Raw genomic sequence first — 17,892 nt, 5'->3', positions numbered from 1 at the left:
ATGGTATTGATAGAATATCCGCAATTGGAAGTGCTCATCGCGCGGATCAGGGAAATATCCGGGTTCGACTTTTCGGGCTATGCGAGGCCGTCGTTGCTGCGGCGGGCCAGCAGGTATCTGACTACCCACAAAATGGAGTTCCCCGAGCTGCTTCTGCACATCGAACAGGGCGGGAGCGTCGTCTACGGCCTGATCCAGGAGCTGACGGTTAACTACTCGGAAATGTTCCGTGACGCCGACTTCTTTATGAAAGTGAGCACGGAGGTATTTACCTATCTCGAATCGTATCCTACTCTGCGTTTCTGGGTGGCGGGTTGCGCATCGGGCGAGGAGGCCTATTCGCTGGCTATTTTTCTCAAAGAGGCCGGTTTCCTGGGCCGCTCGCTCATATACGCGACGGACCTGAGCAATAAGGCGCTTACGGCCGCGCGCGAGGGGGTATTCACGCTCGGAAATGTGCGGGCGTTCTCGGAAAGTTATCTGGCGGCCGGTGGCAAACATTCGCTGTCGGACTACTACCATGTTGCGTACAATAAGGCGGTCATATTGCCCGAATTGCGTCGTAACATTGTTTTTTCAATGCACGACCTCACCGGCGACGGTGTGTTCAACGAGTTCCAGTTTGTGAGCTGCCGGAATGTGATGATCTACTTTACCCTGGAACTCCGGCAAAAAGTATTCCGGCTTTTGTATGACAGTCTCAGCATGTTGGGTTTTCTTTGCCTCGGAAAGCGCGAAACGCTGCGCTACTCGGGTCTGGAAGAAAACTTCAAAGTGATCGATAGCACGTTGAACATTTACCAGAAGATCAGATGAGCATTGCGAAAGAAGACGGTTCTCTCAGTTTAGTGCTGATCGGCGGGTCGTCGGGCAGCTTTGCGATCTTCGAAGAAATGATCAGGCTGGTCAAAAAACCGTTGTCCTTCGCATTGATTTTCGTATTGCACCGCGGCAAATCCAGCACCACCGTTTTACCCGAATTATTTAAAAACAAGACCAATGTAGCTATGAGCGAGCCGTATCATCTGGATCCGATCGAGGCGAATTGCATTTATTTCGCCTACCCGGATTACCATTTGCTGATAGGCCCCGACCGGCGGTTCTACTACGATTGCACACACAAAGACTTCTTTTCCAGGCCTTCCATTGATGCTACCTTTATTTCTGCCGCGGTTTCGGGCATTCACGTGAAAGCGGCTATGCTCTTTTCGGGTTCCAGCGCCGACGGGGCCTCTGGAATGAAAGCGTTGGCAGAAAAGGGCTTTCCGACGTACGTGCAGAACCCGGCCGAAGCAGAGTCACCGAGAATGCCTGAACAGGCCCTGTCAATCTATTCAAAACATCAGGTAATGATCGATGGAAACCCTTTTTCGATAATCAATAATATCCTTCAATAGCTACTCAACGATAACCCATGGAAAATACAAAGATTTTGTTGCTGGACGACCGGGAGGAAAACCTCATCTCGCTTAAAGCAATCCTGAACCGCGACGACATTGACATTTACGCCACCACGTCGCCCAACGAGGCGCTGCGGATTGTATGGGAGAATGACATTGCCGTTGCCCTGGTGGATGTTCAGATGCCCGGTATGGACGGTTTCGAATTCGCCGAGACGCTTTTTTCCAACCCGAAGACCCGCGAGATCCTGATTGTTTTCGTGACGGCTATTTCCAAAGAAACCACTTACGCAGTGCGCGGGCTTAAAACGGGGGCTATCGATTACCTCTACAAACCGCTGGATCCCTATATTACCAATGCAAAAGTCGATTCGCTGATCAAACTGGCGCGCAGCCAGCGCGAAATACGCGATAAGAACAAACTGCTCGAAAATTACGCGACGATCGTCCTGAATTCGCCGGATATTATCGCCACCGTAGAGCCGGACACCGGGTCGATACTGTCTATTAATCCGTCGGTTGAGACCATCCTGGGCATTTCGCCTGCTTCGCTGATTAAAACGCCGATGCTGGACCTGCTCGTAGATCCCCTGAAATCCTCGCTGCGTGATGTGCTTGTGAAGCGCAGTTTTATAGGTGGCGAGACGATCGTGGTGGAAGATCAGTTCTATGGCCGACTGCGGCAGCCTGTTTGGCTGGAACTCAGGATTATGTATAAAAACCGGCTGTTGTTTGTGAATCTCCACGACGTGGAAAAGCGTAAGGCGCACGAATTGGCGCTTATTGATGCGCAAACGCAGGCCGAAAAGGCGCGGAAAACGAAGGAGTCGTTCCTGGCGAATATGAGTCACGAGATCCGGACCCCTCTGAATGGCATCATAGGTCTGGGGAACCTGCTGTCGGCGACAGAACTCAGTGAAGCGCAGACGGAGCTGGTGAATATGCTCCGGCAATCGTCGGGATCGCTACTGAATATCCTGAACGATATTCTTGATATATCCAAAATAGACGAGGGTAAGTTCTCGATCATCCCGGCGTCTACTGACCTCCGGGTCCTCGGCAAGCAAATTATTGATCTGATGCAATTTAAAGCCGACGAGAAAAAGCTGGAATTGCGGCTTGAAATCGGTAAGAATACCCCTGAATCCGTAACGGTAGATGGCATGCGCCTGAATCAGATTTTGCTTAATCTTATCGGTAATGCGCTGAAATTCACTGAAACCGGTAGTGTGACGTTGAAAATGGAGCACCTGGCCCAAACGCCGGCCGGGCATTCGATACGGTTCGCGGTGGAGGACACCGGAATCGGCATGTCGGACGAGCATCTGGCCAATATTTTTTCGGAATACGGCCAAGCCTCCGAGAACACTTCGCATCAATATGGCGGCACGGGCCTCGGACTGACCATTTCGCAGAAACTCGTGCGGCTCATGGGCAGTGAGCTGGAAGTGAACAGCCGTTTCCGTCAGGGAAGCCAGTTTTTCTTCACATTGATCGTCCAGGACGCCAACGAAAAGTCGGGAGAGCAAAAGCCTGTCGTTTCATTTCAAAGCCTTCCATCTTTCGAGGGTAAGAAGGTGCTGGTAGCGGAAGATAATCCGATCAATGCATTGCTTTTGAAAAAATACCTGAAAGCCTGGCAACTAAATGCTGTGATCGTCAGCAATGGAAAAGAGGCCGTAGACCAGCTTCGGGAAGAACTGTTCGACCTGATCATTATGGATACCCGCATGCCCGAAATGGACGGTTTTCAGGCTGCGCGTTTCGCGCGTGAAGAGCTGCGCGTTACCACTCCGATCCTTTCGCTTTCGGCCACCGTGTTGCCGGAGGAAGTTTCCCAGGCACTCGATGCAGGTATGAACGATACGCTTTCGAAGCCGTTCGAGCCCGAAAAATTGCATCAGAAAATAGACTTGCTGCTTTCAACCTTAATGCCCGCAAACGTGTCCCAGGTTTAAAGTGCAACGATTTGCAGTAACTTTTCGTAATGAATATTTGCAGGATTTCGTTGTAGAAAGAGTAATTCTAATTTTAAAAGCAACAAATGAAAACGATCAGAAACAGTTGGTCATTGCTACTGTTAATAGCCCTGGGAGGTTGCAGTTCTTCCAAAACGATGCCTTACGCCTCCAAATGGAATGCCCCGTTCTCCTATGTGGATGAAATCAAACCCGACCAGCAGGATCAGCGGTCGCGACTCAGATACGGAATCATCAACGACGACCAGTACGTCTACATTACGCTCAAAACGAAAGATCCCAACACGATCCAGAATATATTGAGCAGCGGCCTTAAAATTGCATTCAGCCCCGAAGGGCAAAAGAAGGAGGGCTACGCGCTGACGTTCCCTGTTGTGATGAAAGAAGACCGCAAGGCATTGCGCCGTATTGATACTGATTTACCCAACAGCCTCGGACTGGATTTGCTGCTCGATTCTTACAATAAGGAGGCCGTTTGGAAAGACCGCGAAGGCCAGCACCTGATTGACCTCGTGCGGCCGGATGGCAGCATCAAATCGCACATCGCGATGGATCGTAACGGCGAACTTACCGAGCAGATCGCGATTCCTTTCGCGCTCATGAATGTGAATGCCCGCGAGACGGCAATGATGGGGCTCAGCATTAAAGTCGACGGACAGTCGTCATCCAATTCCGGTTTCAGTCCGCGCATCGGCATCGGCCTTGGGGGCGGTATCGGAATGGGCGGGGGCATGGGCGTCGGCATTGGTACGGGCGGCTATAATTCGCGATACAACGGCAATGATCGTAATGTCGACATCCGTCTGGAAGTGCAATTGGCAAGAGCTAATTAAACCAGTCTTTATCAGGATTTGCGGCCCGCGGCATTTTTGCTGCGGGCTTTTTTTGTGGGGTTGATGGTCGGGGTATGTACGCGGCGGCAAAGACCGGGTCAGCGGCAGATACGCTTGCATTTATCTGATATTCAATCGAAAGTGCATTTGACAAGTTTATAATTGACAAATAGTCAATCAATTGTTTGTCAATATCTTAGATATGATTTATTATTGTATAATACTTGATAAATCAAGTATATATCAACTGTAAATCAAATACTTTTCAAGTTTATGTCAACTATTTCTCAGGAGCTGAAACTGTTTTTAAACCTCACTATCATCCAGTCGATTACGGTGAAGCGTTTCGATGCGAGGCTTCAAAATCACGGTATCAGCCTCAATGAATTCATGATTTTGCACCATCTGGCGAATGTGCCGGACGAAAAATTGCGGCGTACCGATGTGGCTGAGAAGGTGGGTTTGACCGCCTCGGGGATCACCCGGATGTTGTCGCCGTTGGAGAAACTGGGGTATGTAAAAAGAGAGGCGAACAGCCGTGACGCAAGGGTGTCGTATGTGAAACTGGCTAATGCCGGGAAGAAAATTTACCTCGAAGCGATCGCCACGGCGGAAGCAACAACGGAGCAGATTATGGCCTCGGTGAAGACCAGGAAGCTCGACGATTTGCAGAAAATGCTCTCGGAGCTTGGCTCCACAATAGAATAGCCGCGCATAGCCCTGGGATTTTCACACAGGCCAATAAAAACGCCTCTGACAGACGATCTGCCAGAGGCGTGGGCAAAGGGTCAGGGAATGTTATTTCGCTTTCCTGAGGTAAATATTTCCGTTCATGTTCTTCATCATGATCTCGCTGCCGCCGCCATTGACTTTGCCTTTCACCCAGTCTTCGATGCTCACTTTGTACATGCCGTCCTTGGCTGAGCGCGTGGCCTGCGGTACCGATTTGTCGACGTCAACATCGAAATCGCTGTAAATGTCTCCGCGATCGGATTTGAGTTTAACGTCGAATTTTGCCGTGGCTGGAAGCGTAACATCCACATTGCCATTGAGCGTCGAAAACGCCATGGGCGATTTGGCCTCCACCGTTTTGAAATTTACTTTCAGCAGGCCGTTCACCGTATTGGCAACGGCCGAGCCTGAGATGTTGGTCAGGCGTATGTCGCCATTTACATTCGTGATCTCCATTACACCATCCACATTTTCGATCAGAATGTCGCCGTCGTTAACAGTACCGACATTGAGCGAGAACTTCATGGGAACTTTGATGTTCAGCTCCATTTTGGTATTGATAAGGTTCGAGCTGACATTCACGATGTTGTTCTCCTCAGTAGCCGAAATATCCAGTGCTCCGTTTTTGGAAATGCGTTTCATGCCTTCCGCATTCACTTTTGGCTTTTCGGGCTTATCCTGGTTTGTACTGGCGTCGATCACTACCTGGTTCCCGTTGTAGCCGGTCACGCGGATGGAGCCGGTGATCAGGTGTACTTTCAGCTTTCCGGGTTTGGCCGGGTCGCTCAAAGGGACTGTCAATTGTTCTTTCATATCGCCCTGGGCCAGCAACGGCGCCGAAATTGCGGTAAACGCTGTGAATGCTGCGAGGGCTAAAATGCGCGGGGTTTTCATTTTGCTATGATTGTTTTTTAAGATAGATATTGCCATTGAATGTTTCGAATTTGTAGGTAGGGCCGCCGCTGCCGATACGGATAAACGTTTCGGTACTAAGCTTGTAAATGGTTTTGTTATCATGGTTTTCAGCATTTTTGACAACTCTTACAGGCAGTTTTTCCACATTGGGGAAATCGGTATAAAAATCGCCGTGGAATGTTTTAAACTGACAGTCGACAGACATCGTGGCGGGGTAGCCTATTTTGATGTCGCCGTTCAGCGTTTTGAAATCCGATTCACCGGGAGGGACTGTCAGGTAATTGACTTCCACATTGCCGTTGATCGTATGCATGTCCGCCTTTCCCTTGGCATTCACGACTTTAATGGCGCCATTCACGTTGCGCACGCCCAGCGAGCCTGTCACATCATTCACATTCACGTCGCCGCCATTGACGGTCGAAACATGCAGATTGAGCGAGTAGGGGACTTTTACCGTAAAATCCAGTTCGAAATCGTAATGAATTTTCGGTCCGTCCCAGTTGCGTCGGTTGCGGTTAGGCCGGGAATCGAACGGGTTGGCGATGTAGGCGATAATACTGTCGGCATCTTGTTCGATTTCGAGTTTGAACTCGGCCTTTCCCTGATCGAGATAATCCTGTGTTTTGGCGCTGATCTTTTTATCGATTTCCAGCACCACTTTGTCACCATTGTAGCCTTCAACTTTGATGGACCCGTTGATGTTGTAAATCGCCAGCACATTCTTGGCGGCCTGCCCGGAGGTGATGGAAAACTCTTTGCTGACGTGCTCCTTGTGTTCCAGCTTTTGTGCCGGGGCCTGGGTACAGCAGAGCACTGCTCCCGCCAGCAGGGGGATTGCAAAATACTTCATGGCTAATAGATGATTTAAAGTTTATGAAAGGTCTTTGATTGTCTGTTCGATTTTCACCTTCACCAGGTCGTTCAGGTCTTCTTTTTGAAGCAACGTTTTCAATGCTTTTACGGAACGTTTCTCCTGTAATTTAACCATTACATCGGCCAGTGCCACCTGTACCATCGGCGAATCCTGCAATGCAAGCGATTTTACCAATTCCTCCCGCACCGATGCGTCACCTGCATATTGCGTGAGTGCTTCCAGTGTAACAAGCCGTACATTTACGTTAGGATCGTTGTTTAAGGTGGCAAACAGCGCCTCTAAGACGCGATCGTCGGCATGGGTGATCTCACTTGTGTAACCCACCGCGCGAAGCCGCTCTGTGGCCGAAGGATTTTCAAGCAGCGACAGCATCATCGTGCTTTTCATATCCTGCACTTGCCCGGCCAGTGCCTCTATCCGTTGCTGATAGGCGGTAGCATCCATTTTGCTGCTGCGGCTCGTCCGGTTGCCGATCACCCAGCCTAAGCCCACGAGCAGCAGGCTGAAACCAACCTGGACCGTCCATTGCGGCAACACAAACTCCCGGATACTTTCCATCATGCTCTGGAACGAGAACCGCGCCGCCGCTTTTTCTGCCTCTTTGAACTCGTCGAGCATGGTGTAGAAATTGGTCCGCAACGCCTCCTTGGGTTCAGGAATCCGGATTTTCGCCATACCGTCCCAGATCTGCTTATCGGCAGTGAACTCTTCCTGGCAGCTCACGCATTCGGCGAGGTGCCGGTTTATTTCCATCTGCTCGCTTTTCTCGAGGTTATTGTTGAGCCATTCGGTCAGTTTGCCTTTGGTATATTCGCAGTTCATTTGCTTATCGTCTTTCATTTGTAAAAAACCTTTTCTTCAATTCCCCCAATGCCCTGTGGACCCGCACCTTCACCGTTCCTTCATTGATATTCAGTACTTTGGCGATCTCGTCGTATTTCATTTCCTGGAACCTGCTCAAAATCAGTACTTCGCGGTACTCGGGGCTTAATGCACCCATGGCTTCGTGCAAAAAATCCTTGTCCTGCTGCCTTTCAAGGCTTTCATCGGCGAGCATTCCGCCTTCGAGCCTGTCGGCTACCTCGTTCACGTCGTAGAAATTGAACGACCTGTTTTGCTTCACCGAATCATTGAGCACATTCCTGGCCAGGTGGTACATCCAGGTTCTGAACTCCCCGTCACCCGCAAATGTGTGCCGGTATTTGAGCATCCTGTAAAACACATTCTGGACGAGGTCCTCGCTGAGATCGGCCTTGTGCGTCATGTGGTAAAAAAAACCGAACAGCGGCCGGTTGTACCGTTCGAAGAGCAAGCCCATCTTATCCAGGTCGCCGGTTTTCACCCGGAGCATCAGCGAATTGTCGGTTAGGGTATTCAAGGCTTCGCGCTTTGTTTTCGTGATTTTGATGTGGTAACTCCGGAGAATGGGAAAGGTTACAGGAATTTAAGAAAAAAGTTGAAAAATTTTTTGTAGCTGGCTCAAGATGGGGATCGCGTGGGGAGAATGCTTAGGCTAAAGCCGATTGGGGAGTGTATCGCTCACCCCGGATACGAGATGATGTTGACGGGCGCTGGCCCCAGGTCTGAAGACCTGGGTTGTGGCGGGATGTGATCATGGCCTAATACCTAGCTTCGCGGGGAGATCACCTGCGCTGGATCGTCTGCGGTGGGCCCAAGTCTGAAGACCTGGGGTCTGGTGGGATGTGATCATGGCCTACTACCTAGCTTCGCGGGGAGATCACCTGCGCTGGATCGTCTGTGGTGGGCCCAGGTCTGAAGACCCGGGTTGTGACGGGATGTGATCATGGCCTACTACCTAGCTTCGCGGGGAGATCACCTANTTGTCGGTTAGGGTATTCAAGGCTTCGCGCTTTGTTTTCGTGATTTTGATGTGGTAACTCCGGAGAATGGGAAAGGTTACAGGAATTTAAGAAAAAAGTTGAAAAATTTTTTGTAGCTGGCTCAAGATGGGGATCGCGTGGGGAGAATGCTTAGGCTAAAGCCGATTGGGGAGTGTATCGCTCACCCCGGATACGAGATGATGTTGACGGGCGCTGGCCCCAGGTCTGAAGACCTGGGTTGTGGCGGGATGTGATCATGGCCTACTACCTAGCTTCGCGGGGAGATCACCTGCGCTGGATCGTCTGTGGTGGGCCCAAGCCTGAAGACCTGGGGTCTGGTGGGATATGATCCTGGCCTACTACCTAGCTTCGCGGGGAGATCACCTGCGCTGGATCGTCTGTGGTGGGCCCAAGCCTGAAGACCTGGGGTCTGGTGGGATATGATCCTGGCCTACTACCTAGCTTCGCGGGGAGATCACCTGCGCTGGATCGTCTGTGGTGGGCCCAGTCTGAAGACCTTGGGTCTGGTGGGATGTGATCATGGCCTACTACCTAGCTTCGCGGGGGAGATCACCCGCGCTGGATCGTCTGTGGTGAGCCCAGGTCTGAAGACCTTGGGTCTGGTGGGATGTGATCATGGCCTACTATCTAGCTTCGCGGGGAGATCACCTGAGATGGATCGTCTGTGGTGGGCCCAAGTCTGAAGGCCTGGGGTCTGGTGGGATGTGATCATGGCCTACTACCTTGGTTCTTAGGGAGATCACCTTTACTGAACCGTCTGCGGTGGGCCCCGGTCTGAAGACCGGGGGGGCTGGTCAGAAATGTTGATTGACCTCATGGCGCCCCAGTTCGGGGGCTAGATCACCTGCACCAGGGCACCTGTGTCGTGTGTCGCAGGACCTGGATCGTGGAGCGCAGCATCCACTTAACCCGAGGCTTCAGCCTCGGGCCAGGCAGACCAGTCGAGTCCGGCTTTAGCCAAAGTATCATCTAGGTTGTCAGCGGGTATTTGGAGACATCTCGCTGTCAACCACATTAAACTTACCGCAGAATGCTGATCGAATTATCGTAAATCTTGTACTTACAGCCTGGTGCCTGGTCGCGGATCACCTGCTCGCAGAGGAATTTAAGGATCTCATCGCGCCGGGAAAGTGGCGTCCCGGTCTGTGCTTCCCAATATTTTGTTTCAGGGATATAAAGAATTACCACCGCATTGCCTCCGCCGAATTCCCATCCGAACTCAATATTAATGTCGCCTTCTTTGTAATAAATACTGCCGCCCCGCCCTTCCTGGCTATATTCCAATACAGGCACGAAACGGCTGATCAGGTCCTTTTTGAATTTTTCCATATTAATCCCCGAATCCAGTTCCACGCCATTGTAGTCAAATAACCGGTGTTCGTCGCTATCCTGTATCATGTGCAGGCTGCAAGGCGGCGAAGAATAGCCGGGATAAGGCGCGGGCTTTTTGATGTCCGACACCGTCGGTCTTTTAGGAACTTCGGGTTCCCTCAGTGGCAGGAGATGTACTTCCTCGTTACGGATGGCACGGAAAATGTTTGCGGGTGCATTCTCGTACGGCGCTTTGGGAAAGCCTTCCGTGAACTTGATGAACTGTATGCGGTGTGTCCAGCCGTCGGGCCAGCTGGCGTCAATGGTGTAGAAGCCGGGCGGGTAGGGTAATGTGTTGGTCAAAATCATGGTGCCGCCGTTGAGACGCTCACGCACGGGCTTTTCTTCGATCACTTCCTGCGAGCATGTATTCGTGAGGCGGAATGTGCCCGCGTCCCAGGCGTATTGGGGCATGTGAAAGACGAGTTGCTGGCAGTCGGGATAATGGATAACCCGCACTTTTTCAGGCCCCACGCTGCCTGTCTGTCCTTCGCCGGTTTTGTCGCCGGAACCCTGCCAGAGATTCGAAACGCTTGTCAACACGCATTTGCCGTAGTAGGCCTCTTCCCCGGCGGGCGTTTCGGTAAGCGGCTCGGCAGCGCCCAAAGGGATAATACCCGGGGTGCCATCACCGATATCAGGAACAAAATACCCTGATTCCGGCTGGCTTTCAGACTTTTCTAAAATGTGTCGCCTTACTTCGACGATATTACCCGGTTGAAAAACATGAATATGCCGGGTGATTTTGCAACGGATCGTAGGTTCCATCGGGGCAATGGTTTGGATCAAAAGAAAAACCCGGGCCGGATGCCAATGCGCATACGACCCGGATTCTAATGTAATAACTATTTATTTTTCAAATAGTTTATTTCGATCTATCGGCTATTCCGAACGAAGGGATTCCACTGGGTTCATCAATGCCGCTTTGACAGACTGGTAAGAAATCGTACACAGTGCCACCAGCACCGACAATGCGCCCGCTAATGCGAACATCCACCAGGTAACATCGATTTTATAGGCAAATTCCTGCAACCAGCGGTCCATCAGCCACCAGGCGGCGGGCGTGGCTATAAGCAATGCAACTATCACCAGTTTCAGAAAATCCCTGGAAAGCAATGCGATAATGCCCGCCACGGAAGCGCCCAGAACTTTGCGCACGCCGATTTCCTTGGTACGCTGCTCGGCCGTAAAAGTAGCCAGCCCGAATAAGCCGAGGCAAGCCACAAAAATGGTGAGCCCCGCGAATGTGCCCAGAATTTGGCCAGTCTTTTGCTCGGCCTTGTAAGTTTCATTGAAACGTTCGTCAAGGAATGTATAGCTAAACGGCATATCAGGGCGGAAACCGTCCCAGTTTTTCTTCATTGAAGCCAGTAATCCGGAAACCTCCGCGCTGCGGGTTTTGACCATCATCCAGCCCGAGCCATTGTTGAGGGTCATAACCAGCGGTCCTATTTGCTCGTGCATTGACCTGAAATGGAAGTCTTTCACAACGCCGATCACATGATAGGTTGCTTTATTTCCCTGGTTGTCGTTGCGGGTAATGATCCTGTCCATGGCATTCTCCGGCGTCCAGCCGAATGTTTTGACTGTCGTTTCGTTGATGATGATAGCGGTGGAGTCTGTGCCATATGCTTTCGAAAAATTACGGCCGCGGGCCATCTCCATACCCAGCGTTGCGATGTAGCTGTAATCGACATCATAGCGGAGGGTTTTTACCATCTGGTCAATTTTGCCGTCGGGGTTGACTGTGAAATTGTTGCTGTCGGAAGGTCCCGCAGGCACATATCCCGAAAGGCTTACGTTCGCAACGCGCGAGTCGTGTAACAATCCTTCACGAAATGCCTCCATGTTTTTGCCCAACGACCAGGCAGGGATCACGATCACCTGATCTTTGTTATAACCCAGCTTTTTGTTGCGGATAAACTGCAATTGCTGGTAAACAACCATGGTGCCAACAATCAGGATGATAGACATAAAGAACTGAAACACAACCAGTCCGCTGCGCAGATTGAAGCTTTTGCCCGAGGATGAGAACTTGATGACCGATGACCCGCCTTTCAGCACGGTGATAGGCTTGAACGACGACAGGAAAAATGCCGGGTAACTCCCCGCGAAAATGCCGACAAACAGTCCAAAACCGATTAATGCTGGTAGCAGACGCGGAACGGCGTCCCATTGCAGCGCCAGGTTTTTACCCGATAGCTCATTGAAAACAGGCAACGCGATAATGGTAAGCAGGATTGCCAGCACCAGCGCCAGCGACGTCAGCAAAATAGATTCAGTGAGAAACTGGCCTACGAGTTCACTTTTTTCGGAGCCCATCACCTTGCGTACGCCTACCTCCCGTGCGCGCTTGGACGAGCCGGCGGTCGAGAGGTTCATGAAGTTGATGCAGGCAATAAGGAGCATCATTACGGCTACGGCGCCGAAAATGTAAACATAGGTAATGTCGCCGTTCGCGTCGAGGTCATACTGAAAATCCGAATGTAAATGGATGTCGGTCAGAGGTTGCAGGCGGAGTTCCAGATTGTTGCCCTGTTTGCGGAATTCCGCTGTGGTGACGCCCATCGACTGTTTCAGCTGCGGACTAATGTATTTATCGACCGTTGCAGGCAGTTTGGCCTCCAACTTTTTGTAGTCGTAACCTCCCGGCAAAACCAGATAGGTGAAAAACTCGGACGTCATCCAGGAATTGGATTTTGCTTCGTCCAGCGTAGCCATCGAGCCCAGCAGGTCGAAACGGAAATGTGAATTGGAAGGGATGTCTTTCATCACTCCTGTCACGCGTAGGGTCTTATTCCAGTCTTTTAAAGTGATGATTTTGCCGACAACATCCGTTTTGCCGAAGTATTTACGGGCAGCAGTTTCGGATAAAATGATGGTATTCGGTTCAAGCAATGCGGTTTTAGGACTTCCCGTAATGAAAGGCAAGGTGAACACCGAGAAGAAATTGGAGTCGACGAACGCTAGTTTTTCATCGTTGTAAAGCTGATTGTTGAGCAAAACCAGTGGCTTTCCACCTTGTCGAAGCCTTGTCGATTCAAGCACCTCCGGATAATCGGCCTTCAATGCGGCGGCAGTAGGAGGCATAGCGTGCGCTTCGTTGATGATCCCACCCGGCATGGTGCCTTTGAATGTGGTGCGCACAATGCGGCCGGACTTCTCATGGAAACGGTCGAAACTCAGCTCGTCGATCACATAGAGGCTGATCAGTATGCACGAAGCCAGGCCAATGGCCAATCCGGCAATGTTGATGGCAGAGAAAACCCGGTTGCGGACCAGGTTTCGCCAGGCAATTTTGAAATAGTTCTTTAACATAGGAATGGTGCTGACTGGGTTTTGCAAGCAAATTCAATTTTCATGGCTAATAGACGGTACAATGTATTACATAGTACATTGTATAAAATATATGCCAAATCTTTAACCTGCTGTTTTACAATTATTTGAGTTTAAGCTAAACAGACAGCTCGTTCGCATTCGGACACTTTTGTGCGATAACGGCCGTGCCGACAGCCGATCTTTGCTACATTTACGACCGATTTCAGCGCATTATGACAGATCTTGAACACTACCTGCAAACCTATTTCGATTTCGACCAAACGGACCTGTCCAGGGTTGCCTCGTTTTTCAAGCCCGAAATACTGAAAAAAGGGGATTACTACCTCAAAACCGGGAAACTTTGCAATAAACTGAGCTTTATTAAATCGGGCTTGCTGCGGATTTATGTGGATCTGGAAGACCGCGAAGTGACGCAATGGATATGCACGCAGGGCTATTTCGTAACCGATCTGTCGAGCCTTGTGTTTGCCAATCCTGCCCGCTGGAACATCCAGGCGCTTTGCGACACAACGCTGTATACCATCGAAAAACATGATTACGACCGTCTCGGAGATTATATTCCCAAATGGCCGGTCACCGAGAAACTTTTCATCGCGCATTGCTTCACCACGCTCGAAGACCGTGTATTTTCCTTCCTTTCCATGACGGCCGAACAGCGTTACAACCTGCTTTTCGAAAGCCACCGCGACATTTTCACCCAGGTACCACTGCAATACATCGCCTCCATGCTCGGCATGACGCCTGAAACCATCAGTCGTATCCGCCGTAAGCAGCTCAGCTGATTTCTTGATCTAGGTCAAGTGCGTTCGGAAATGGCCCGGATACCTTTGTAAGGTCATTAATTAACCACCTGTGTTATGTTTCTAGGTCATTATGGTTTAGCATTCGGGGCAAAAAAAATCGCTCCAAAAGTATCGCTCCTGACGCTCTTCGTCGCCGTGGAGTTTGTCGATATTCTCTGGCCCTTCCTGCTTTTATTGGATGTCGAAAAGGTGAAAATCCATCCCGGGTTTACAGCGGTAACTCCATTTGAATTTGTACATTATCCGTTCACCCATAGCCTGGTCATGGGCGTCGTTTGGGGGCTAGTTTGTGGGGGTATTTACTGGTTATTCCAAAAAGACATCCGCAGTTCGATTATCGTTGGGCTGGCTGTACTTAGCCACTGGTTTCTCGACTTCATCGTCCATGTTCCAGACCTTCCGCTTACTCCATTTGGTGGTATTAAAGTCGGTATCGGCCTCTGGAACTCCTTGCCGCTTACCATGCTGGTCGAAAGCGCCATTTTCATCGCCGGTGTCTGGATCTACTTTAAAAACACCCGGGCTATCAACGGCAAAGGCAAATGGGGCCTTTTTTCGCTGATCGGCTTCTTCGTAATCGCCGAAATTTTTAACATGTTCGGTCCGCCGCCGGAAGATTCTATCCCGGCGTTGCTTGGCTCATTTGTTGTTTTGCAGGCGATTGTATTGGGACTGGCGTATTTTACTGATCAGAACCGGGAGACTATTTGATGACCGATTACCGACAACAGACCGCCGATTCATGTTCGGCGGTCAGCCGTCAAAAATTCATTTCCGTTGAAATCCCTTATAATGCGTGATAATATCCTTATCGCTGAACGTGTGATTAGGGTCCTTGCGGCCAAGGAAATACACGCCGCTGGCCGTATCGACATTAAATGAATCCGGTACGAGATGGTCGAAAAGCCTGATCCAGCTAAATACCATGGCTACCACGATGGCGACTTTTTTACTCCGGGTAAGTCCCCAGGCCGCATATCGCACGTTCCAAAGCAGGACGGTGCCAATGCCGGTCAGGAAGCCGGAATCCAGCAGTTTGAAATCTTTAAAAAGCAGGCGGTGACCGCTTTCGGTGAAGCGGGTGAAGTCGTACGGTCCCTCGTGCACGTGTTGCTGGAAAGGCGTTTCTGCATACACGACACCATCCGCTTTGAGTACTCGGTGGATTTCGGCTGCCACCCGTTGCGGGTACATGACGTGTTCGAGTACCGCCTGGATCCAGATCCCGTCGATACTGTTGTCGGCAATAGGGAGTGAGTGGCCATCGGCAATGAAATCGGTGTTGGAAGAGGCATAAATATCGAATGACAGCACATTGATGTCTTTTGCATCGTACATTCCCTCGGCTCCATTCCCGACGGCGCCCCCGCCGATAATGAGTACCGTCGATTTTTTGCCGGCATATTTAGGCACGTTTTCGAGGAATTGTGCCAGGTTCCGCTTTGTTTTATCGCCGCTTCCCCAAAATATCTTCTTGATCGCGTCGTACTTGTTGCCGCTCCGGGGAATAAGGCTTTCGCCCCCGGTTGCAAGCAGCGATTCCTTGTTAAGGATGGTTTCCCCGAAATTAAGGAGTATAGGTATCTTCTTCTGTATCAGTGGTATTTCGATGGTCGAATGCGAGCACTTTGTGTTGGTGCAGTAAATGCTTTCGTCAACGATTTTTAACGGAGACAAACATAAAGGACAAACTAGTGTGCCGTTTTCGAGTTGCTCGGTAAGCAGTGGACTGAAAGATGTCATGAGAAGATGAAAATGATTGTGGTGTGTGATTAAAGACTAAGTCTAAACCTAGCTAAGAAAGCTCAATTTAGAAAAAAGTACTGTTCTATAAGCCCGGGGTAAATGAATTAAATGATTTGTAAAGCGGGAAACAGACCACTGGCCACGGACGATTGCCGCCGGTCTATAAACTATTCTATTTGATTTTCGTAACTTAGCCGCATGGAGAAACCGGAATCACTCGAAGAATTCTATCAATACAAGTTTAACTGGCTGCCGGACAATTTGCAGCAGGATATCGGGCATTTCAATGTATTTTCGATGGGAGGGAACTACATGATCAACCCGGTACCAGCACGGTACAGCCGCAGGGACTTCTACAAGATCGCGCTGATCCGTGGCAAGAATATTTACCACTACGCGGACAAAAGCCTCGAACTCGACGGTACTGCCCTCATGTTCTTCAACCCCACGGTTCCCTATACCTGGGAAGCCGCCTGCGACACGGTTACCGGGTATTTCTGCATTTTTAAAGAAGGTTTTTTCTCGGAGAAACTACGCGGCAATGTGTCGGATCTGCCCATGTTTGCCGTTGGTGGACGACCGTCCTATATTCTCAACGACATCCAGGATACGCACGTAAGCGAGATCTTTGAAAAAATGTTAGGAGAGATTGCCTCCGATTACCCGTTTAAATATGATTTGCTGAGAAACTACGTAACGGAGCTTATACATTATGCACTTAAAATGCAGCCCAGTGAAGCATTGTATCAGCACCCCAACGCAAATTCGCGGATTACGGCCGTATTTACAGAATTGCTGGAACGCCAGTTCCCGATCGAGGCGCCGTCGCAGCGGTTTGCATTGCGTTCGGCCAACGACTTTGCCCGGCATCTCTCGGTGCATGTGAACCATTTGAACCGTGCAATCCGCGAAACGACCGGTAAAACAACGACAACGCACATCGCTGAGCGCATTACCTCCGAAGCGAAGGCGCTTTTGCGGCATACCAACTGGAATATCTCCGAGATCAGCTATTGTCTCGGCTTCGAAGAGCCATCCCATTTCAATAATTTTTTCAGGAAACAGACCAGTCAGACACCATCCGCTTTCAGGATTGTTTGAATTTTGCAAGTATCTGTTTGAGCCGCGCAATGCCGGCGCGTTCTGCCCATGTTACCTTTGTCATATTAAAACAATCAACAAAGGAATAATGGAAAACAGAAAAGTATGGTTTGTTACCGGTGCCTCCAAAGGCCTGGGACTGGCACTTGTGCAAAAATTATTGGCAAACGGGTTTGCCGTAGCCGCAACATCTCGCTCCATCGATGAGCTGAAAACTGCCGTGGGAGCCACAGGAGAGCAATTTTTACCCCTCAGCGTGTCGCTTACCGACGAGGAAAGCGTGTGTAAGGCGATCGCCGATACACGGGCTGCGTTCGGTCGTATAGACGTGGTAGTGAACAACGCGGGCTATGGGTTAGCGGGCAGCCTGGAAGAGCTTTCGGACGCCGAATCGCGCGGAAATTTTGATGTGAATGTGTTTGGTACACTCAATGTGATCCGCGCCGCGATGCCGCATTTGCGTGCGCAGCAGTCGGGGCATATCCTCAACATTTCGTCGATCGCCGGCATTACGGGTTCATTTCCGGGCTTCGGGATCTATTGCGCTACCAAGTTTGCCGTAAACGGGCTTTCCGAGTCGCTTGCGGCTGAGGTGGCGGATTTTGGTGTGAAAGTGACGATCGTCGAACCAGGCTATTTCCGCACCGATTTCCTCACCGCCGGATCATTTGTAACACCTAAAAACGGCATTGCGGATTATCAAAAGGTACGTGATTCGGAGGCATTGCACCAGCAGCAAATCAACGGCCAGCAGCCGGGCGATCCGGATAAAGCCGCCGATGCGATGATCCGCATTACGGGAGAGGCCAATCCGCCGTTGCATTTGGTCCTTGGGGAAGATGCCTATGGTTTGGCAAAAGCAAAAATTGCTACTTTTTCGGAAGAACTGGAAAACTGGAAATCGGTATCCGTTTCCACAGATTTCGACGCCTGAGTG

16 protein-coding genes are annotated in these 17,892 nt (G+C 50.4%); 9 read left to right on the top strand and 7 right to left on the bottom strand.

The genetic code is table 11. The features are described from left to right. From IEY24_RS07125 to IEY24_RS07105, 5 genes are all read left to right on the top strand, one after another. On the top strand, positions 1 to 816 hold the full coding sequence (locus IEY24_RS07125) for a CheR family methyltransferase (RefSeq protein ID WP_188930028.1): 816 nt from the start codon (positions 1 to 3) through the stop codon (positions 814 to 816). Beyond that, positions 813 to 1,397 carry a chemotaxis protein CheB gene (locus IEY24_RS07120; RefSeq protein ID WP_188930026.1) on the top strand — a complete coding sequence of 195 codons (585 nt, stop codon included), beginning with the start codon at positions 813 to 815 and terminating at the stop codon, positions 1,395 to 1,397. Before IEY24_RS07125 ends, IEY24_RS07120 begins: the two co-directional genes overlap by 4 nt. Before the next feature lie 17 nt (positions 1,398 to 1,414). Next, positions 1,415 to 3,358 carry a response regulator gene (locus tag IEY24_RS07115; protein ID WP_188930024.1) on the top strand — a complete coding sequence of 648 codons (1,944 nt, stop codon included), beginning with the start codon at positions 1,415 to 1,417 and terminating at the stop codon, positions 3,356 to 3,358. Positions 3,359 to 3,444: 86 nt separating this feature from the next. Then, complete coding sequence (locus IEY24_RS07110) at positions 3,445 to 4,212, top strand: hypothetical protein (protein WP_188930022.1); 768 nt, start codon at positions 3,445 to 3,447, stop codon at positions 4,210 to 4,212. A 273-nt stretch (positions 4,213 to 4,485) separates the two neighbouring features. Further along, positions 4,486 to 4,920, top strand: a complete 435-nt coding sequence (locus IEY24_RS07105; RefSeq protein WP_188930020.1) for a MarR family winged helix-turn-helix transcriptional regulator — start codon at positions 4,486 to 4,488, stop codon at positions 4,918 to 4,920. Between the two features lie 90 nt (positions 4,921 to 5,010). Here the strand turns inward: IEY24_RS07105 and IEY24_RS07100 are convergent, their stop codons facing one another. The 6 genes from IEY24_RS07100 to IEY24_RS07075 all read right to left on the bottom strand — a co-directional run bounded on the left by IEY24_RS07100 (position 5,011) and on the right by IEY24_RS07075 (position 13,284). Continuing rightward, complete coding sequence (locus IEY24_RS07100) at positions 5,011 to 5,838, bottom strand: DUF4097 family beta strand repeat-containing protein (protein ID WP_188930018.1); 828 nt, start codon at positions 5,836 to 5,838, stop codon at positions 5,011 to 5,013. Positions 5,839 to 5,842: 4 nt separating this feature from the next. Next, complete coding sequence (locus IEY24_RS07095) at positions 5,843 to 6,709, bottom strand: DUF4097 family beta strand repeat-containing protein (protein ID WP_188930016.1); 867 nt, start codon at positions 6,707 to 6,709, stop codon at positions 5,843 to 5,845. Positions 6,710 to 6,730: 21 nt separating this feature from the next. Beyond that, a complete protein-coding gene (locus IEY24_RS07090; RefSeq protein WP_188930014.1) occupies positions 6,731 to 7,573 on the bottom strand; it encodes a HEAT repeat domain-containing protein in 843 nt (280 codons plus the stop codon). Beyond that, positions 7,560 to 8,084: an RNA polymerase sigma factor gene (locus tag IEY24_RS07085; RefSeq protein ID WP_188932230.1), complete on the bottom strand. Its 525-nt coding sequence runs from the start codon at positions 8,082 to 8,084 to the stop codon at positions 7,560 to 7,562. The genes IEY24_RS07090 and IEY24_RS07085 overlap by 14 nt, the downstream gene beginning before the upstream one ends. Positions 8,085 to 9,615: 1,531 nt before the next feature. After that, positions 9,616 to 10,734 (bottom strand): hypothetical protein, encoded by a 1,119-nt coding sequence (locus IEY24_RS07080; RefSeq protein WP_188930012.1) that lies wholly within the window; start codon positions 10,732 to 10,734, stop codon positions 9,616 to 9,618. Positions 10,735 to 10,848: 114 nt separating this feature from the next. Next, positions 10,849 to 13,284 carry an ABC transporter permease gene (locus tag IEY24_RS07075; RefSeq protein WP_188930010.1) on the bottom strand — a complete coding sequence of 812 codons (2,436 nt, stop codon included), beginning with the start codon at positions 13,282 to 13,284 and terminating at the stop codon, positions 10,849 to 10,851. A 233-nt stretch (positions 13,285 to 13,517) separates the two neighbouring features. Here IEY24_RS07075 and IEY24_RS07070 point away from each other — a divergent pair, with 233 nt between their 5' ends. Continuing rightward, positions 13,518 to 14,087: a Crp/Fnr family transcriptional regulator gene (locus tag IEY24_RS07070; protein ID WP_188930009.1), complete on the top strand. Its 570-nt coding sequence runs from the start codon at positions 13,518 to 13,520 to the stop codon at positions 14,085 to 14,087. Between the two features lie 75 nt (positions 14,088 to 14,162). Then, positions 14,163 to 14,819, top strand: a complete 657-nt coding sequence (locus tag IEY24_RS07065; protein ID WP_188930007.1) for a metal-dependent hydrolase — start codon at positions 14,163 to 14,165, stop codon at positions 14,817 to 14,819. Between the two features lie 57 nt (positions 14,820 to 14,876). On the opposite strand, the gene IEY24_RS07060 is transcribed toward IEY24_RS07065, so the two are convergent. Further along, positions 14,877 to 15,851, bottom strand: coding sequence for a methyltransferase domain-containing protein (locus IEY24_RS07060; protein WP_188930004.1), 975 nt, complete (start codon positions 15,849 to 15,851; stop codon positions 14,877 to 14,879). A 201-nt stretch (positions 15,852 to 16,052) separates the two neighbouring features. Here IEY24_RS07060 and IEY24_RS07055 point away from each other — a divergent pair, with 201 nt between their 5' ends. Together IEY24_RS07055 and IEY24_RS07050 are read left to right on the top strand one after the other, a co-directional pair. Beyond that, positions 16,053 to 16,955 (top strand): helix-turn-helix domain-containing protein, encoded by a 903-nt coding sequence (locus IEY24_RS07055; RefSeq protein ID WP_188930002.1) that lies wholly within the window; start codon positions 16,053 to 16,055, stop codon positions 16,953 to 16,955. Between the two features lie 88 nt (positions 16,956 to 17,043). Further along, positions 17,044 to 17,889: an oxidoreductase gene (locus IEY24_RS07050; RefSeq protein WP_188930001.1), complete on the top strand. Its 846-nt coding sequence runs from the start codon at positions 17,044 to 17,046 to the stop codon at positions 17,887 to 17,889. Positions 17,890 to 17,892 lie beyond the last annotated feature (3 nt).

Origin of the sequence: Dyadobacter endophyticus, from assembly GCF_014641595.1 — a bacterium.
In the GTDB taxonomy this organism is placed as follows: domain Bacteria; phylum Bacteroidota; class Bacteroidia; order Cytophagales; family Spirosomataceae; genus Dyadobacter; species Dyadobacter endophyticus.
This window is presented reverse-complemented; position numbering and strand designations above follow the sequence as displayed.